12 protein-coding genes are annotated in these 15327 nt (G+C 70.5%); 5 read left to right on the top strand and 7 right to left on the bottom strand.

Annotated features, from left to right (window positions below; translation table 11 throughout):
- Nucleotides 1–14 precede the first annotated feature (14 nt).
- Nucleotides 15–932 (bottom strand): DMT family transporter, encoded by a 918-nt coding sequence (locus ACTIGJ_RS11035; RefSeq protein ID WP_439640363.1) that lies wholly within the window; start codon nucleotides 930–932, stop codon nucleotides 15–17.
- 168 nt (nucleotides 933–1100) lie between these two features.
- Here ACTIGJ_RS11035 and waaF point away from each other — a divergent pair, with 168 nt between their 5' ends.
- The 5 genes from waaF to ACTIGJ_RS11010 all read left to right on the top strand — a co-directional run bounded on the left by waaF (nucleotide 1101) and on the right by ACTIGJ_RS11010 (nucleotide 6732).
- Nucleotides 1101–2126 carry a lipopolysaccharide heptosyltransferase II gene (gene waaF, locus ACTIGJ_RS11030; RefSeq protein WP_439640362.1) on the top strand — a complete coding sequence of 342 codons (1026 nt, stop codon included), beginning with the start codon at nucleotides 1101–1103 and terminating at the stop codon, nucleotides 2124–2126.
- Between the two features lie 84 nt (nucleotides 2127–2210).
- A complete protein-coding gene (locus tag ACTIGJ_RS11025) occupies nucleotides 2211–3161 on the top strand; it encodes a branched-chain amino acid transaminase (RefSeq protein ID WP_439640361.1) in 951 nt (316 codons plus the stop codon).
- Nucleotides 3162–3357: 196 nt separating this feature from the next.
- Nucleotides 3358–4788, top strand: a complete 1431-nt coding sequence (hldE, locus tag ACTIGJ_RS11020; protein ID WP_439640360.1) for a bifunctional D-glycero-beta-D-manno-heptose-7-phosphate kinase/D-glycero-beta-D-manno-heptose 1-phosphate adenylyltransferase HldE — start codon at nucleotides 3358–3360, stop codon at nucleotides 4786–4788.
- 65 nt (nucleotides 4789–4853) lie between these two features.
- Complete coding sequence (locus ACTIGJ_RS11015; protein WP_439640359.1) at nucleotides 4854–5621, top strand: HAD family acid phosphatase; 768 nt, start codon at nucleotides 4854–4856, stop codon at nucleotides 5619–5621.
- A 151-nt stretch (nucleotides 5622–5772) separates the two neighbouring features.
- Nucleotides 5773–6732 (top strand): alpha/beta hydrolase family esterase, encoded by a 960-nt coding sequence (locus ACTIGJ_RS11010; protein WP_439640358.1) that lies wholly within the window; start codon nucleotides 5773–5775, stop codon nucleotides 6730–6732.
- A gap of 52 nt (nucleotides 6733–6784) precedes the next feature.
- On the opposite strand, the gene ACTIGJ_RS11005 is transcribed toward ACTIGJ_RS11010, so the two are convergent.
- The 6 genes from ACTIGJ_RS11005 to ACTIGJ_RS10980 form a co-directional block, all read right to left on the bottom strand.
- Nucleotides 6785–7678 (bottom strand): carbon-nitrogen hydrolase, encoded by an 894-nt coding sequence (locus ACTIGJ_RS11005; protein WP_439640357.1) that lies wholly within the window; start codon nucleotides 7676–7678, stop codon nucleotides 6785–6787.
- 16 nt (nucleotides 7679–7694) lie between these two features.
- Nucleotides 7695–8723 (bottom strand): agmatine deiminase family protein, encoded by a 1029-nt coding sequence (locus tag ACTIGJ_RS11000; protein WP_439640356.1) that lies wholly within the window; start codon nucleotides 8721–8723, stop codon nucleotides 7695–7697.
- A gap of 144 nt (nucleotides 8724–8867) precedes the next feature.
- Nucleotides 8868–9209, bottom strand: coding sequence for a phosphodiesterase (locus ACTIGJ_RS10995; protein ID WP_439640355.1), 342 nt, complete (start codon nucleotides 9207–9209; stop codon nucleotides 8868–8870).
- 379 nt (nucleotides 9210–9588) lie between these two features.
- Entirely contained in the window at nucleotides 9589–11040 is a 1452-nt protein-coding gene (locus ACTIGJ_RS10990; RefSeq protein ID WP_439640354.1) for an aldehyde dehydrogenase, read from the bottom strand.
- A 151-nt stretch (nucleotides 11041–11191) separates the two neighbouring features.
- Nucleotides 11192–13918: a nitrate reductase gene (locus ACTIGJ_RS10985; RefSeq protein ID WP_439640353.1), complete on the bottom strand. Its 2727-nt coding sequence runs from the start codon at nucleotides 13916–13918 to the stop codon at nucleotides 11192–11194.
- 148 nt (nucleotides 13919–14066) lie between these two features.
- The gene (locus ACTIGJ_RS10980) at nucleotides 14067–15287 is read right to left on the bottom strand and encodes an NAD(P)/FAD-dependent oxidoreductase (RefSeq protein WP_439640352.1); all 1221 of its coding nucleotides are present in this window, start codon (nucleotides 15285–15287) and stop codon (nucleotides 14067–14069) included.
- Between the last annotated feature and the right edge of the window lie 40 nt (nucleotides 15288–15327).

Genomic DNA, 15327 nt, shown 5'->3' with positions numbered 1-15327 from the left:
CGCGATGGCGTCGCTCAGGCCGGTGGCGCGCCGGCGGCCCGCGCCGGCCGGGTGCCCAGCCAGACGCCGGTGGCGGCCACGAAGAAGCCGGCGACCTCCAGCCAGGTCAGCACTTCGCCGAGCGCGAAATGGCTCATCAGCGCGCCGACCGCCGGCACCAGGTAGAACAGCGCGGCGACCTGGGTAGCGGCGCCGTTGCGGATCAGCAGGAACAGCAGCGCGAAGCCGCCGACCGAGTTGACCAGCACGATCCACGCGGTGGCCTTCCAGAACACCGGCGTGCCGTCGAAGTGGAAATGGTCGACGCCAATCGCCAGCGGCAGCAGCGCCGCCGTCGCCGCCAGGTTCTGGATCGCCAGCCCGGCGCGCAGGTCGATCGCCGAGCCGTGGCGCTTCTGGTAGAGCGTGCCGCTGGCGATGCCGACCAGGCCGACCAGCAGCAGCACGATGGCGGGCCCGCTGGCCTGGGCATCGAGCAGGCTGTTGCCGATCACCAGCCAGACGCCGGCGAAGCCGATCATCAGCCCCAGCCATTGCAGGCGGCTGATCCGCTCGCCGGTGGCCCAGGCGAAGCCGGACACCGCCAGCGGCATCGAGCCGATCACCAGCGCCGCGAAGCTGCCGGAGGCGCCAAGCCGCATGGCGCCGTAGACGCCGCCGAACTGCATCGCCAGCTGCAGGCAGCCGACCACGGCGCTGTGGCCGGCTTCGCGCCAGCCCGGCCAGCGGACCCGGCTGACCAGCGCCAGCAGCGCGAAGATCAGCCCGGCGCAGGCGAAGCGCAGGGTCAGCGCGGTGAAGGGCCCGCTGTGGCCGACGATGATCTTCGCGGCCGGGTAGCCGGTGCACCAGATGGCGACGAAGCTCAGGCCCATCAGCGGTGCCAGCCACGGGCGGGCGGGGCGCGGTGCAGCGGTCACAGCGGGGGTCATCGTCGTCAATCTCGATCGCCGCGCGGCTGCGACGGCGGGCAAGGATAAGCGTGCGAGGCAAGCGGATAAACTGCGGGGCATGCCTCGATCCGCCGCCTTCGCGTTGCCTCTCGCGCCGCTGCCCGCGCGCCGGTTCCGATCCATGCCGGCCGCTGCCGTGTGCGCCCGATGAGCGGCGATCTGCTGGTCGTCGGCCCGGCCTGGGTCGGCGACATGGTGATGGCGCAGTCGCTGTTCATTCGCCTGCGCCAGCGCCATCCGGACGCGTCGATCGACGTGCTGGCGCCCGGCTGGTCGCTGCCGATCATCGAGCGGATGCCGGAGATTCGCGCCGGCATCGAGCTGCCGTTCGCGCATAGCGAATTCAACTTCGGCGGCCGGCGGGCGCTCGGTCGCGCGCTGCGCGAGCGCGGCTACCAGCAGGCGATCGTGCTGCCGAATTCCTGGAAGTCGGCGGTGGTGCCGTTCTTCGCTGGCATTCCGCGCCGCACCGGCTATGCCCGCGAGCTGCGCTACGGCCTGCTGAACGACCTGCGCCGGCTCGACAAGGCGCTGCTGAAAACCACGCCGCAGCGTTTCGTGGCGCTGGCCGACGACGGCCGGGCGACCGTCGCGCCGACGGTTCCGCAGCCGCGCTTCCGCGCCGATCCCGCCCGCGCGGCCGAGCTGCGCGAGCTGCTCGGCCTCGGCGACGGTCCGGCGGTGGCGCTGATGCCGGGTGCGGAGTACGGCCCGGCCAAGCAGTGGCCGGCCGCCCACTACGCCAGCCTGGCCGCCAGCCTCGCGCGGCGCGGCGTGCGCAGCTGGATCATCGGCTCGAAGAAGGAGCAGGCGCTGGGCGACGGCATTGCCCGCGCATCGAAGGGCGGGGCGATCAACCTGTGCGGCCGGACCAGCCTCGTCGATGTCGTCGATCTCGCGGCCGCTGCCCGCGCGGTGGTCTGCAACGACTCCGGACCGATGCACATCGCCGCTGCCGCCGGTGCCCGGGTGGTGGCGATCTACGGCTCGTCGACGCCGGACCACACGCCGCCGATGACCGACACCCGCGCCATCCACTACCGGCGTCTGCCCTGCAGTCCCTGCTTCGAGCGGCAGTGCCCGCTGAAAACGCCATCGGCGCACCTGGACTGCCTGAACGGCATCCACCCGGACGCGATTCTGGCAAGCCTGAACGGCCTCGCAGATTTATAATGCGACCGTTTGGTATGGCGGATACGCCTGCCCCTCACTCCATTTCCGCAGCCTGCTGGCACTGACCCCCGAGGATTGATTGCAATGACGACGATGGCCGACCGCGACGGGTTCATCTGGCTGGACGGCGAAATGGTGCCGTGGCGCGATGCCCAGACCCACGTGCTGACCTACACGCTGCACTACGGCGTCGGCTGCTTCGAAGGGGTGCGCGCGTACCACACGCCGAAGGGCACGGCGATCTTCCGCCTCGAGGACCACACCAAGCGCCTGTTCAACTCCGCGAAGATCCTCGGCATGAAGATGCCGTTCTCGCAGGAAGTGATCAACGAAGCGCAGCTCGAAGTGCTGCGCACCAACAAGCTGAAGGAAGCCTACCTGCGGCCGATGGTGTTCTACGGCGCCGAAGGCATGGGCCTGCGTGCCGACAACCTGAAGACCCACGTGATGGTGGCCGCCTGGACCTGGGGCGCCTATCTCGGTGCCGACAACGTCGAGCGCGGCATCCGCGTGCGCACCTCCAGCTACACCCGCCACCACGTCAACTCGATGCTGTGCCGGGCCAAGGCCAACGGCAACTACATCAATTCGATGCTGGCGCTGAATGAAGTGCTGAAGGACGGCTACGACGAAGCGATCCTGCTCGACATGTCCGGCCACATCGCCGAAGGCAGCGCCGAGAACATCTTCCTGGTCAAGGATGGCGTGCTGCACACGCCGGACCTGAACTCCTGCCTCGACGGCATCACCCGCAAGACCATCATGCAGCTGGCGGCCGACGAAGGCATTGCCGTGCAGGAACGGCGCATCACCCGCGACGAGCTGTACATCTGCGACGAGGCCTTCTTCACAGGCACCGCCGCCGAAGTGATGCCGATCCGCGAAGTCGACAACCGTGCCATCGGCAGCGGCAAGCGCGGGCCGATCACCGAGTTGCTGCAGAAGCTGTACGCGGCCACGGTCAAGGGCGAGCGCAGCGAGTACCCAGAATGGCGTGCCCACACCAACCCGCCGTCGGCCACCAAGGCAGCCTGACGCCGTTCACCGGCCCGGACCGGCTCCGGTGACGGCGACCCTCACGACTTGAACGCGCGGGCGCGAGGCAGCCGCCGGGCCGGGACGCGGGACCGGGCAGCTGCCGGTGACCACGCCCGGTCCGCCGTCGCCGCGCCCCGCTGTCCGACGGCTGTTCGGGCCGGCTCCGAACCTGGCCCGCGAAATTCCTGACGCCATGCAGACCGCCATCCCGAACTTCGATGCCGCCCGCGTGCTGGTGGTCGGCGATGTGATGCTCGACCGCTACTGGGTCGGGCCGACCGGCCGCATCTCCCCGGAAGCGCCGGTGCCGGTGGTGCGCATCCAGAAGGACGAGACCCGGCCCGGCGGCGCCGCCAACGTGGCGCTGAACATCGCCGCGCTCGGTGGCCAGGTGCGGCTGCTGGGCGTCGTCGGCCGCGATGAAGCGGCGCGGAAGCTGCGCGATGCGCTGGTCGAAAAGCGCGTGCAGCCGGATTTCGTCGACACCACGTCCTGCCCGACGATCACCAAGCTGCGCGTGCTGAGCCGCAATCAGCAGCTGATCCGGCTGGACTTCGAGGAATCGCTGGCGGTCGCCGGCGCCTTCAACCACGCCACCTTCCTCGAGCGCTACCGGCAGGCGCTCGACGACGCGCAGGTGGTGGTGCTGTCCGACTACGGCAAGGGCACGCTGGCCGACGCCGCGCAGATGATCGCCGAGGCCCGCGCCCGCAACCTGCCGGTGCTGGTCGACCCCAAGGGCAGCGACTGGCGGCCGTACCGCGGCGCCACGCTGATCACCCCGAACCTGTCGGAACTCGAAGCGGTGGTCGGTCCCTGTCCGGACGAGGCGACGATCGTCGCCAAGGGGCGGACGCTGCGCGACGACCTCGGTATCGACGCGCTGCTGGTCACCCGCAGCGAGAACGGCATGACCCTGCTGGCGCCGCACCAGCCGCCGCTGCACCTGCCGACCGAAGCGCGCGAGGTGTTCGACGTCACCGGCGCCGGCGATACCGTGATCGCCACCTTCGGCGCGGCGCTGGCCGCCGGCCACGAGTTCGCCCATGCGGCCCGCGTCGCCAACCTGGCGGCCGGCATCGTGGTCGCCAAGCTCGGCACCGCCACCGTCAGCCAGGCCGAGCTGCTGCGGGCGATCCGCCGCCAGCACGAGGACGACAGCGCCGTGCTGAGCGAGCCGGAACTGCTCGAACGGGTGCGCCAGGCGAAGGCGCAGGGCCAGGTGGTGGTGATGACCAACGGCTGCTTCGACCTGCTGCATGTCGGCCATGTCCGCTACCTGGAAGCGGCGCGACGGCTCGGCGACGTGCTGATCGTGGCGGTCAACACCGACGATTCGGTCAAGCGCCTGAAGGGGCCGAGCCGGCCGCTGAACAGCACCGAAGACCGGATGCGGATGCTGGCCGCGCTGAAGTGCGTCGACTGGGTGGTGCCGTTCGCCGAGGACACGCCGCTGCGGCTGATCACCGACGTGCTGCCCGATCTGCTGGTCAAGGGCGGCGACTACCGGCCCGAACAGGTGGCCGGCCACGACGTGGTGGCGGCGCACGGCGGCCAGACCGTGATCCTCGATTTCCACGACGGTTATTCGACCACCCGCATCATCGAACGGGCACGCGCCTGACCGCTGGTGTCGCGCCGTCTCGCTGCGTCAGACTTCCGCTCCGCCACTTCCATTCCGCGCCTGCCATGATCAGAACCGCCTGCCTCGCCGTCGCCACCCTGCTGGTTGCCGGCTGTGCGTCCTCGCCGTCCGGAAAGCGGGCGCTCGCTCCGATCGACTACAGCGTGGTCTGCCAGCAGCTCGAAACCAGCGGCAAGGCGACCGGCGCGCTGCGCTGGTTCCACGTCTCGGCGGAACGCCGCGCCGCCTACGAGCAGGTATTCCGGCAGGCCACCGACCGGGTTGCCGCGCAGGCGCGCAGCCGGCCGAAAGGCAGCTGGGCGGTGGTCGCCGATCTCGACGAGACGCTGCTCGACAATTCCAAGGCCGAATGCGCCGATCAGGTGCAGGGCGTCGACGTGCACGATCCGGACCGCTGGACCCAGTGGGTGCTGTCCGAGCAGGCCGACGCGCTGCCCGGCGCGGCGGCATTCGTGACGGCGGTGCGCGGCCTGGGCGGCAAGGTGATCGTCGTCAGCAATCGCGAGGAAGGGCCACACCGCGCCGCGACGCTGGCCAACCTGGCCAAGGTTGGAATCGTTATCGACGTGCTGCTGCTGGCCAAGGACCGCAGCGATTTCGACAAGAACAGCCGCTTCCGGCTGATCGAGGAAGTCGGCGTCGCCGCCGCCAAGCTGCCGGCGCTGCAGGTGCTCGCCTATGTCGGCGACAACATCAAGGATTTCCCGTACCTGTCGCAGGTCGATATCGGCGATCCGGCGCAGTTCGGCGCCCGCTACTTCCTGTTGCCGAACCCGGTCTACGGGTCCTGGCAGCGCCTGCCGATGCGCTGAACCGCCGGCGACTGCCGGCGAGGCACCTTCCGCCCCGCCGGCCGTTCCGATGACGGCGCCGCCGGCACCGCACCACGAGCCGGCCCTGCCTGAGCCGGGCGGCCGTGCCGCCGGTCAGGCCAGGCCTGGTTCCCCCACACTGGAGAATGCGATGCCCCTGCCACTGAACCCCGGCCGCCACGCGGTGGCCACGCGCCCGCGCGCTGGCGCCGTGCGGGCCCTGCTGGTGGCGTTGGCGCTGCTGGTGGCCGCCCCGGCCGCGCTGGCCCAGCGCGGACTCAACCCGGTGCCCGGCGTGACCAGTTTCGAGCAGCAGTTTTCGGTCGGCACGTCGGCGATCCGCCGGGTGCTCTACCTGCGCCCGGTTGCCGCGCCGACCGGCCGGGTGCCGGTGATGGTGGTCCTGCACTACGGCGGCGGCAGCCCGGAAGCGATGGCCAACCTGATCCGCCTCGGCGAGCTGGTGCGCGACACCGGCGCCTGGGCGATCCTGCCGGAAGCCAGCGGCCGCGCCTGGAACCACGATCCGCGCCGCGACCGGCCGCGTTCGGAGGACGACGTCGAACTGATCACCCGGGTCATCGACAACGCCGCCGGCAGCCTGCCGATCGACCCCCGGCGCGTCTATCTGAGCGGCTTCTCGTCCGGCGGCTTCATGGCCCAGCGCTACGCCTGCGAACGCCCGGAGCGGATCACGGCCATGGCCTACGTGTCCGCCACGCTGCTCGATTCGTTGGCCGCGCAGTGCACCTCCGCCGCAGGGCTGCCAGTGATCGGCATGCACGGCACCGCCGACGCCCGGGTCAGCTACGGCGACCGCGTCGGGCTGGCCTCGGCTCCGGACACCGCCCGCTTCAATGCCCGCCGCAACGGCTGTCTCGGCCTGCCCCAGCGCAGCCGGCTGCCCGATCGCGTCAACGACGGCACGACGGTGGATCTCGATCTCTGGGACAGCTGCGCCTCCGGCCAGCCGGTGCGCTTCTACACGATCAACCGCGGCGGCCATACCTGGCCCGGCAATGACGTGCAGGTCGGCCTGCGCGGCGTCACCACCCGGGACATCGATGCCACGCGGCTGATCTGGGAACTGTTCAGCCCGTACAGCCGCTGAGATCGGGACCGATGCCGATGCCGGGGCCGGCGGCGGCGATCGGCGTCGGGGGTCAGCGGTCGCGGAAGCGGCGGGTCAGATCGCCGTAGCTGTCGATGCGCCGGTCGCGCAGGAACGGCCACCAGCGGCGCACGTTCTCCGAGCGCGCCAGATCGACATCGACGACCAGCACTTCGGGCTGATCGGTCGAGGCGCGCGCCAGGAATTCGCCCTGCGGGCCGGCGACGAAGCTGGTCCCCCAGAAGCGCTGGCCCGGCGTCTGGCCGGTCGGGTCCGGCTCGAAGCCGATGCGGTTGGCCACCACCACCGGCAGACCGTTGGCCACCGCATGCGCCCGCTGGATCGTCACCCAGGCCTCGCGCTGCCGCTCGCGCTCGTCCTCGGGATCTTCCGGGTTGTTGCCGATCGCGGTCGGGTACAGCAGCAGATCGGCGCCGGCCAGCGCCATCAGCCGTGCGGCTTCCGGATACCACTGGTCCCAGCAGACCAGCAGGCCGAGCCGGCCGACGCTGGTCGGGATCGGCTCGAAGCCGAGGTCGCCCGGCGTGAAGTAGAACTTCTCGTAGTAGCCCGGATCGTCCGGGATATGCATCTTCCGGTACTTGCCGGCCAGGCTGCCGTCGCGCTCCATGACCACGGCAGTGTTGTGGTAGAGCCCCGGCGCGCGGCGCTCGAACAGGCTGCCGACCAGCACGATGCCCAGTTCCTTCGCGAGCCGGCCGAGCCATTCGGTCGACGGGCCGGGAATGGGCTCGGCCAGATCGAACAGGTCGGTCGACTCGTGCTGGCAGAAATACAGGCTGGTATGCAGTTCCTGCAGCATCACCAGCTGCGCGCCGCGGGCAGCGGCATCGCGCACACCGGCCTCGCTGGCCGCCACGCTGAGCGCGCGGTCGCTGGAACAGGCCTGCTGCACGAGGCCGACCTTCAGTGTCTTGCTTGCCATCGAAAGGACTCCGGAATCAGGCCAGTGCCGGGATCTGCATGGTCACGCAATGCAGGCCGCCGTACTGCTGGATCAGGGCATTGCAGTCGATGCCGATCACCTCGCGATCCGGGAACAGCGGCCGGATCAGGTCGAGCGCCACCGCGTCGAGCGGCTGGCCGTAGACCGGCACCAGCACCGCGCCGTTGAGGATCAGGAAGTTGGCGTAGCCGGCCGGCAGGCGGCGGCCGTCGTAGGGATCGAAGATCGCCTTCGGCAGCGGCAGCGCCACTAGCCGGTACGGCTCGCCGCGCCAGTCGCGGAAGGCGCGCAGTTCTTCGGCCATCGCCGCGAGGTCGTCGTAGTGCGCATCGCTGCGGTCGTGGCAAGCCTGGTAGACGATCGTCGAGGCATCGCAGTAGCGGGCGATGGTGTCGATGTGGCCGTCGGTGTCGTCGCCGATCAGGTCGCCGTGGCGCAGCCACAGCACGCGGTCCAGGCCGAGCCGGTCTTTCAGCAGCGCCTCGATCTGCGTCTTGTCGAGATGCGGATTGCGGGTCGGCGCCAGCAGGCAGCGTTCGGTGGTCAGCAGGGTGCCGTGGCCGTCGACTTCCAGTGCGCCGCCTTCCAGCACGAAATCGACCGTCTCCACCGGCGCCGACCAGGCGCCGTACTGGTCGAGCTTGCGGGTCAGCGCGTTGTCGCGGCTGGCGGAGAACTTGTTGCCCCAGCCGTTGAAGGTGAAGTCCAGGTGCACCAGACGGCCGTCGCGCACCACCGTGATCGGGCCGTGGTCACGGGCCCAGACGTCGTCGTTCGGCACTTCGTGGACGATCAGCCGCTCGCGCGGCACGCCGGCGCTGATCAGCCGCGCCTGCAGGGCGTCGGCCGCTTCCGCGACGTTGACGTGCAGGTTCTGGAAGCGGCCGATGGCAACCGCGATGGCGATGAAGTTGCGCTCGACGGCGTCGAAGTGGCGCGCGAAGTCGCCGTCCTGGCGCGGCCAGGTCAGCATCACGGCGGCTTGCGGCGCCCACTCGGGCGGAAGGGTCTGTCGGTGGCTCATGCCGGAATCGGGGCGGTGGGGACGGATGGCCGGCGCGCGCAGCGCCGAGCCGGAACCGCAATTGTCTCAGGTTGAGGTGACCGTGCAGCGAACGCCGCGCTGCTTGCGTTCCGGCGCTGCCCGGTCGACGCCGTCAGCGTGGTTTCAGCGGCGGTCGCCGCGCAGCGCGTCGGTGTCGAACAGGGGCGCCGGCGCGTCGGGCACCACGGCGTCAATGACGTGCTGGCGCTCGAAGAACACCGAGAAACGGTCGTAGTCCCAGCGCGTGATCGGCGGCTGGGCGGGCGAACTGCCGCCGACCGGTGGATGGCGCCGCAGTGGTTCGCCGTAGCGCGCCAGCACGCCTTGCTGGCTGTCGCCGCGCTGCGGCAGTGCGAGCGAGGCAGCGGCGGGCGGCGTCGCCGGCACCGCCAGCAGGTCGGCGCGACCGGCCAGCGGCAGCGATGCGATCAGCAGCAGCCCGAAGGCAGGGGGAAGGTGGCGCATCGCGGAAGGCCGGTCGAGAACCCGAAAAAAGCATAGCACCGGCTTTCCGCCGCCCGTCGACGCTTGTCGCGGCCCTGCCGCCGCGCATCCGCCGGCGCGGTGCTCACCTGTGCGCCGTCCAACGCACGCGGGCCGACGGGCGTGGATATCCGGCTGCATCCGTTTTCCGTTTTCGTCCGTTCATGTCGGCAACAGCCACGACGCGCCGGGCCTGCGCCGCCGCAGGGACCGGTTCCGGTTCACCCAGGGGTTGGAAGATTGCCGGCAAGCCGCAAGGCCTGCCGGTTTTTTTTGTCTTCCGATGCGAGCCCCCAAAGAGCCCAAAAAGAAAGCGGCTGCGCATCGCTGCGCAGCCGCTTCGGGTACGGCGGGCTGCGTGTCAGCCGGCCGGCAGGTAGATCGACTTCAGCTGCTGGTAGGCAGCCAGCGATTCCGGGCCCATTTCGCGGCCGAGGCCGGAGGCCTTGATGCCGCCGAACGGCGAGGCGAGATCGATCATGTAGCCGTTGACGCCGATGGTGCCGGTCTGCACGCGGCGGGCGATTGCCTGCGCGCGCTTGGAATCCGACGACCAGACAGTGCCGCCGAGGCCGAACTCCGAGTCGTTGGCGATCTTCACCGCCTCTTCCTCGTCGCGGTACTTGATGACGCTCAGCACCGGTCCGAAGATTTCTTCCTGGGCGATGACCGCCTTGTTGTCGACGTCGGCGAACACCGTCGGCTCGACGAACCAGCCGTCGCCGACGCCCTTCGGACGGCCGCCGCCGGCGACCAGACGCGCTTCGACCTTGCCCTTGGCGATGTAGCCCTCGACGCGGGCGCGGTGTTCCTGAGAGGCGAGCGGCCCGATCTGGGTGTCCTTGTCCAGCGAGCTGCCGACCTTCAGGCCCTTGGCGAGGCCGGCGATGGCGTCGACGATCTCGTCGTAGCGGCTGGCCGGCGCCAGGATGCGCGACGACAGCGCGCAGATCTGGCCGTTGTTGCCGAACGAGGCGAAATGCAGGCCCGGCAGCAGGTGTTCGATCTTGACATCGTCGAGGATGATCGCCGCCGACTTGCCGCCCAGCTCCAGGCTGACCGGCCGCAGCAGGCGGCCGCAGACTTCGGCGACCTTGCGGCCAGCGCCAGTCGAGCCGGTGAAGGCGACCTTGTCGATGCCAGGATGCGAGACCAGGTAGGCGCCCAGCTCGCGGCCGCCCGGCACCCAGTTGATGACGCCGGCCGGCACGCCGGCCTCGTGGGCGGCTTCGGCGATGATGTAGCAGTCGAGCACGGTGCCCGGTGACGGCTTCAGCACGATGGTGCAGCCGGTGGCCAGCGCCGGGCCGATCTTCATCATCGACAGCACCACCGGGAAGTTCCACGGCACGATGCCGCCGACCACGCCGACCGGACCCTTGCGGATCAGCGTGTCGAAGCCGAGCGGCGACGGGCGGCGCTCCTCGACCTGCATGTTCTGGGCGAGCGCGGCGTAGTAGCGCAGCAGCGCGCAGACATAGCCGCTTTCCAGCTGCTCGGACAGCGCCAGCGGCATGCCGTTCTGGGCGCTGACGGCGCGGCTCAGGCGGTCGGCGCGCTTTTCGATCGCGGCGGCGAAGCGGTTCAGCACCTCGGCGCGCTGCGCCGGCGTGGTGTCGCCCCAGGGGCCGTCGAGCGCCTTGCGGGCGGCGATGACGGCGCGGTCGATGTCGGCTTCGCCGCCTTCCGGGACATTGCCGATCGACAGGCCGGTGTTGGCGCCGATGACGTCGATGCGGGCATCGGTCGACGGTTTGACCCAGTCGCCGTCGATGTAAAAAGTGTCGTGCTTGATGTTTTCGTCCAGCGACATGAGCGTCTCCTCTCCTGGCGGTTGCCGTCTGCGGGGTTCTCAAGAGCCGGGCACGGCGGTCGCGGGCCGGGCTGATGGAAATTTAGTATGGCACATTACTAATTGTCCGCAGCGGAACGCACCGGTCTTTCGGCGGGGGGCGGCGAAGCGCTCAGGTCGCGGTCTGTCGGGCCCGCAGCTCGGCGATGATGCCCTTCAGCTCGGGCACGCAGGAGCCGCAGTTGGTGCCGCATTTCAGCTGTGCGCCGAGCGCTGCCGGCGTCGTGCAGCCGCCGCGGATCGCCGCTTCGATGGTCTTGCGGCCGACGCCGAAGCAGGAGCAGACCGTCGCGCCGGTGTCGGCGCCGCGCGCCAGCGGCTCGCCGATCAGCAGGCCGACGCGGTCGGCGGCGTCCAGCTGCGCCTTGCCGAACAGGCTCGACAGCCAGGCGCGCGACGGCAGGTCCGGGCGCGGCGACGCGAACAAGCAGGCGTGGATGCGGCCGTCGACGACCTGCACGGCGCGGAACACGCCGGCGGTCGGGTCCTCGTATTCCAGCCAGTCGGCGTCCGGGTCGGTCACGCCGAGCAAGCGGCGAGCCTGTGCCGGCCAGTCGCCGTCGACGCGCCGGCCGGCCAGTTCGTAGCGCGTGTAGCCGTCGCCCGTGATCCGCGTCCACCAGGCGGCGTGCGGGCGCGGATCGCGGCCGGCGGCCGGGTCGTCGCGCAGCAGCGCGAAGCCGTGCCAGGCGACGCTGAACGGTTCGACGCGTACCGGCGTGTGCTTGAACTCCGGCTCGCCGGAGACCGGATCGACCACCGGGCTGACCAGCCGGCCGACCCGGGCATCGGAGGCGAACTGGCTGTTCCAGTGGATCGGCACGAACACGCTCTTGCGTGGCAGATCGCCGGACAGCCGCACCCGCACCACGCAGCTGCCGTGCGCCGAGCTGACCCGCGCCAGCTCGTGTTCGCGGACGCCGCTCAGCAGCGCGTCCTGCGGATGCAGGTCGACGAACGGCTCGGCGACATGGGTGGCCAGCCGCGCGCTCAGGCCGGTGCGGGTCATCGTGTGCCACTGGTCGCGCACCCGGCCGGTGTTGAGCACCAGCGGATAGTCCTCGTCGAGCCGACCGGCTGGCGGCTGCGGACGGGTCGGCACGAAGCGGGCACGGCGGTCGGCGGTGTAGTAGCGGCCATCGGCGAACACCCGCGCCGGCTCGCCGACGGTGTCGGAGAGCACCGGCCAGCGGGTCGGCGGCAGGCGGTCGTAGTCGGCGCGATCGAGCCCGGCGAGGCCGCCAAGGTTCAGGTAGCGCGGCAGCGCCTCGTCGTGATTGCCGTCGGCGGTCAGCCGGGCGTGTTCGTCGAAGATCTCGTGTGCCGACCGGTACGGGAACTGCTCGCCGTGGCCCCAGCGCCGCGCCACTTCGGACAGCGCCCACCAGTCCGGCCGGGCCTGTCCGACCGGCGGCAGGAAGGCGCGCTGGCGGCTGATGCAGCGCTCGGAATTGGTCACCGTGCCGTCCTTCTCGCCCCAGCCCTGGGCGGGCAGCAGCAGATGCGCGTAGGCGGTGGTGTCGGTGTCGGTCATCACGTCGGACACCACCACCAGCTCGCACTTGGCCAGTGCCCGCCGCACCCGGTCGGCGTCGGGCAGGCTGACCACCGGATTGGTCGCCATGATCCACACCGCGCGGACCTTGCCCTCGTCGATGGCCTCGAACAGGTCGACCGCCTTCAGGCCCGGCTTGTCGGCGATCCGCGGCGACTGCCAGAACGCCTGCACCCGCGCGCGATGCGCCGGCACCTCGAGTTCCAGATGGGCGGCCAGCATGTTCGACAGCCCGCCGACTTCGCGCCCGCCCATCGCGTTCGGCTGGCCGGTGATCGAGAACGGGCCGGCGCCGGGCTTGCCGATGCGGCCGGTGGCCAGATGGCAGTTGATGATGCTGTTGACCTTGTCGGTACCGCTGGACGACTGGTTGACGCCCATCGAGAACGCCGTGATCACCCGCTCGCTGGCGGCGAACAGCTGGCAGAACGCCGTCAGTACGCCGGGATCGAGCTTGCAGGCGGCGGCCACCGAGCGCAGGTCGCCGGCCGTGTTGTCGGCGATCGCCAGGGTCCGCGCGAAGCCCTGCGTGTGCGCTTCGATGAAGCCGGTGTCGATGACCCCGTGCTGGTGCAGGTAGCTGAGCAGGCCGTTGAACAGCCAGACATCGGTGCCCGGCCGCACCGGCAGGTGCAGGTCGGACATCTCGCTGGTCGCGGTGCGGCGCGGGTCGATCACCACCAGTTTCATCGACGGCCGCTGCTCGCGCGCCTTCAGCAGGCGCTGGAACAGGATCGGATGGCACCAGGCGGTGTTCGAGCCGACCAGCACGACCAGATCGGCTTCCTCCAGATCGGCGTACGACACCGGCACGATGTCCTCGCCGAATGCCCGCTTGTGGCCGGCCACCGCCGATGACATGCAGAGCCGCGAGTTGGTGTCGATGTTGGCGGTACCGACGAAGCCCTTCACCAGCTTGTTGGCGACGTAGTAGTCCTCGGTCAGCAGCTGGCCGCTGACGTACCAGGCAACGCTGTCCGGGCCGTGGCGCTCGATGATCTGCCGGAAGCCGTCGGCCACCGCATCGAGCGCGTCCGGCCACGGCAGCCGTTCCAGGCCGTTGGCGGTGCGCCGCATCGGATGGCGCAGGCGGCCCGTGGTCGACACGGTTTCGCCGAGCGCGGCGCCCTTCACGCACAGCCGGCCGTGGTTGGTCGGATGGGCGACGTCGCCGGCCACCGTCACCGCCGTGCCGCGCACCGTTGCCCGCACGCCGCAGCCGGTGCCGCAGTACGGGCAGGTGGTGGCGACGCTCGGGACATCGTCCTGGTTGCTGCCGTCCATCAGGGAACCTGCTTGGGGCCGATCGCGGCGGTCCGGCCGGCTGCGCGACGGCCAGGCCGGCGCTGCGCGGGCAGACGGCCGGGGCCGAATGGGAAAAGGCCGGATGGCCGGCGAACCGGCAATGGCAGCGGCGGCATGGCGTGGGCGCTCACGCCGCCTGCGATTCGCAGTAGGCGCGACCGAACAGCAGACGCTGCCGCAGCGGGCCTATGTCGCGGCCGGCCTGCATCAGCTCGAAGTACCACGGACCGTCGCCGACCTCGCCGTACAGCACCACGCCGACGATGCGGTTGCCCTTCAGCACCAGCCGCTTGTAGACGCCGCGGCCGGGGTCGCGCAGCAGCAGGTCCTCGGTGTCCGGCCCGCCGATGAAATCGCCGGCGGAATAGAGATCGATGCCGGTGACCTTGAGCCGGGTCGCGGTCACCGAGCCGCCGTAGCGGCGATGGCCGAGGCCGGCCAGGTGGGCGGCGCAGACCCGCGCCTGCTCCCACAGCGGCGCCACCAGGCCGTAGACGCTCTTGCGGTGCTGCACGCATTCGCCAACCGCGTAGATGCGCGGGTCGGTCGCGGTCTGCAGCGTGTCGTCGACGACGATCGCCCGCTCCACGTGCAGCCCGGCGGCCTTGGCCAGATCGACGTTCGGCCGGATGCCGACCGCCATCACCACCAGGTCGGCGGCGATCTCGCTGCCGTCCTGGAAGCGCACCGCCGTGACATGCTCATCGCCGACGATTTCGGCCGTGTTCGCTTCAAGCAGGAAGCGCATGCCGCGCTTTTCCAGCGCCGCCTTCAGCAGCCGGGCCGCCGGCTGGTCGAGCTGACGTTCCATCAGGCGGTCGTTGACGTGGACGACGGTCACCGACATGCCCTGGCGCAGCAGGCCGTTGGCGGCTTCCAGACCGAGCAGGCCGCCGCCGATGACCACCGCGTGGCGGTGGCTGCGGGCGGCGGCCAGCATGGCCTCGACATCGTGGATGTCCCGGAAGGCGATCACGCCGGGTAGCCTGTGGCCCGGCACCGGGATCACGAACGGCCGCGAGCCGGTGGCGATCAGCAGGCGGTCGTAGGCGACTTCCTGCCCGTCCTGCGCGACCACCACGCGGCGCGCGCGGTCGATGCCGACCGCCGGCTTGCCGGCCAGCAGTGCGATGCCCTGCCGCGCGTACCAGGCGCGGTCGTGCGTGACGATGTCTTCGAAACGCTTCTCGCCGGCCAGCACCGGCGACAGCAGGATGCGGTTGTAGTTGCCGTGCGGCTCGGCGCCGAACACGGTGATCCGGTAGCCGTCGGGATCAAGCTTCAGCAGTTCTTCGACGGTACGGATGCCGGCCATGCCGTTGCCGATCACCACCAGACGGGGCTTCATCGCCGGTCCCCGCTGGCCGGCAGGCGGCCTGGCGCGCCGG

The organism is Nevskia sp. (assembly GCF_051860985.1).
GTDB lineage: Bacteria > Pseudomonadota > Gammaproteobacteria > Nevskiales > Nevskiaceae > Nevskia.
This window is presented reverse-complemented; position numbering and strand designations above follow the sequence as displayed.

What these genes read in the sequence shown, in the direction of transcription:
- ACTIGJ_RS11035 (WP_439640363.1), bottom strand. Translation starts at nt 932, where the DNA reads ATGACCCCCGCTGTGACCGCTGCACCGCGCCCCGCCCGCCCGTGGCTG.
- waaF (WP_439640362.1), top strand. Translation starts at nt 1,101, where the DNA reads ATGAGCGGCGATCTGCTGGTCGTCGGCCCGGCCTGGGTCGGCGACATG.
- ACTIGJ_RS11025 (WP_439640361.1), top strand. Translation starts at nt 2,211, where the DNA reads ATGACGACGATGGCCGACCGCGACGGGTTCATCTGGCTGGACGGCGAA.
- hldE (WP_439640360.1), top strand. Translation starts at nt 3,358, where the DNA reads ATGCAGACCGCCATCCCGAACTTCGATGCCGCCCGCGTGCTGGTGGTC.
- ACTIGJ_RS11015 (WP_439640359.1), top strand. Translation starts at nt 4,854, where the DNA reads ATGATCAGAACCGCCTGCCTCGCCGTCGCCACCCTGCTGGTTGCCGGC.
- ACTIGJ_RS11010 (WP_439640358.1), top strand. Translation starts at nt 5,773, where the DNA reads ATGCCCCTGCCACTGAACCCCGGCCGCCACGCGGTGGCCACGCGCCCG.
- ACTIGJ_RS11005 (WP_439640357.1), bottom strand. Translation starts at nt 7,678, where the DNA reads ATGGCAAGCAAGACACTGAAGGTCGGCCTCGTGCAGCAGGCCTGTTCC.
- ACTIGJ_RS11000 (WP_439640356.1), bottom strand. Translation starts at nt 8,723, where the DNA reads ATGAGCCACCGACAGACCCTTCCGCCCGAGTGGGCGCCGCAAGCCGCC.
- ACTIGJ_RS10995 (WP_439640355.1), bottom strand. Translation starts at nt 9,209, where the DNA reads ATGCGCCACCTTCCCCCTGCCTTCGGGCTGCTGCTGATCGCATCGCTG.
- ACTIGJ_RS10990 (WP_439640354.1), bottom strand. Translation starts at nt 11,040, where the DNA reads ATGTCGCTGGACGAAAACATCAAGCACGACACTTTTTACATCGACGGC.
- ACTIGJ_RS10985 (WP_439640353.1), bottom strand. Translation starts at nt 13,918, where the DNA reads ATGGACGGCAGCAACCAGGACGATGTCCCGAGCGTCGCCACCACCTGC.
- ACTIGJ_RS10980 (WP_439640352.1), bottom strand. Translation starts at nt 15,287, where the DNA reads ATGAAGCCCCGTCTGGTGGTGATCGGCAACGGCATGGCCGGCATCCGT.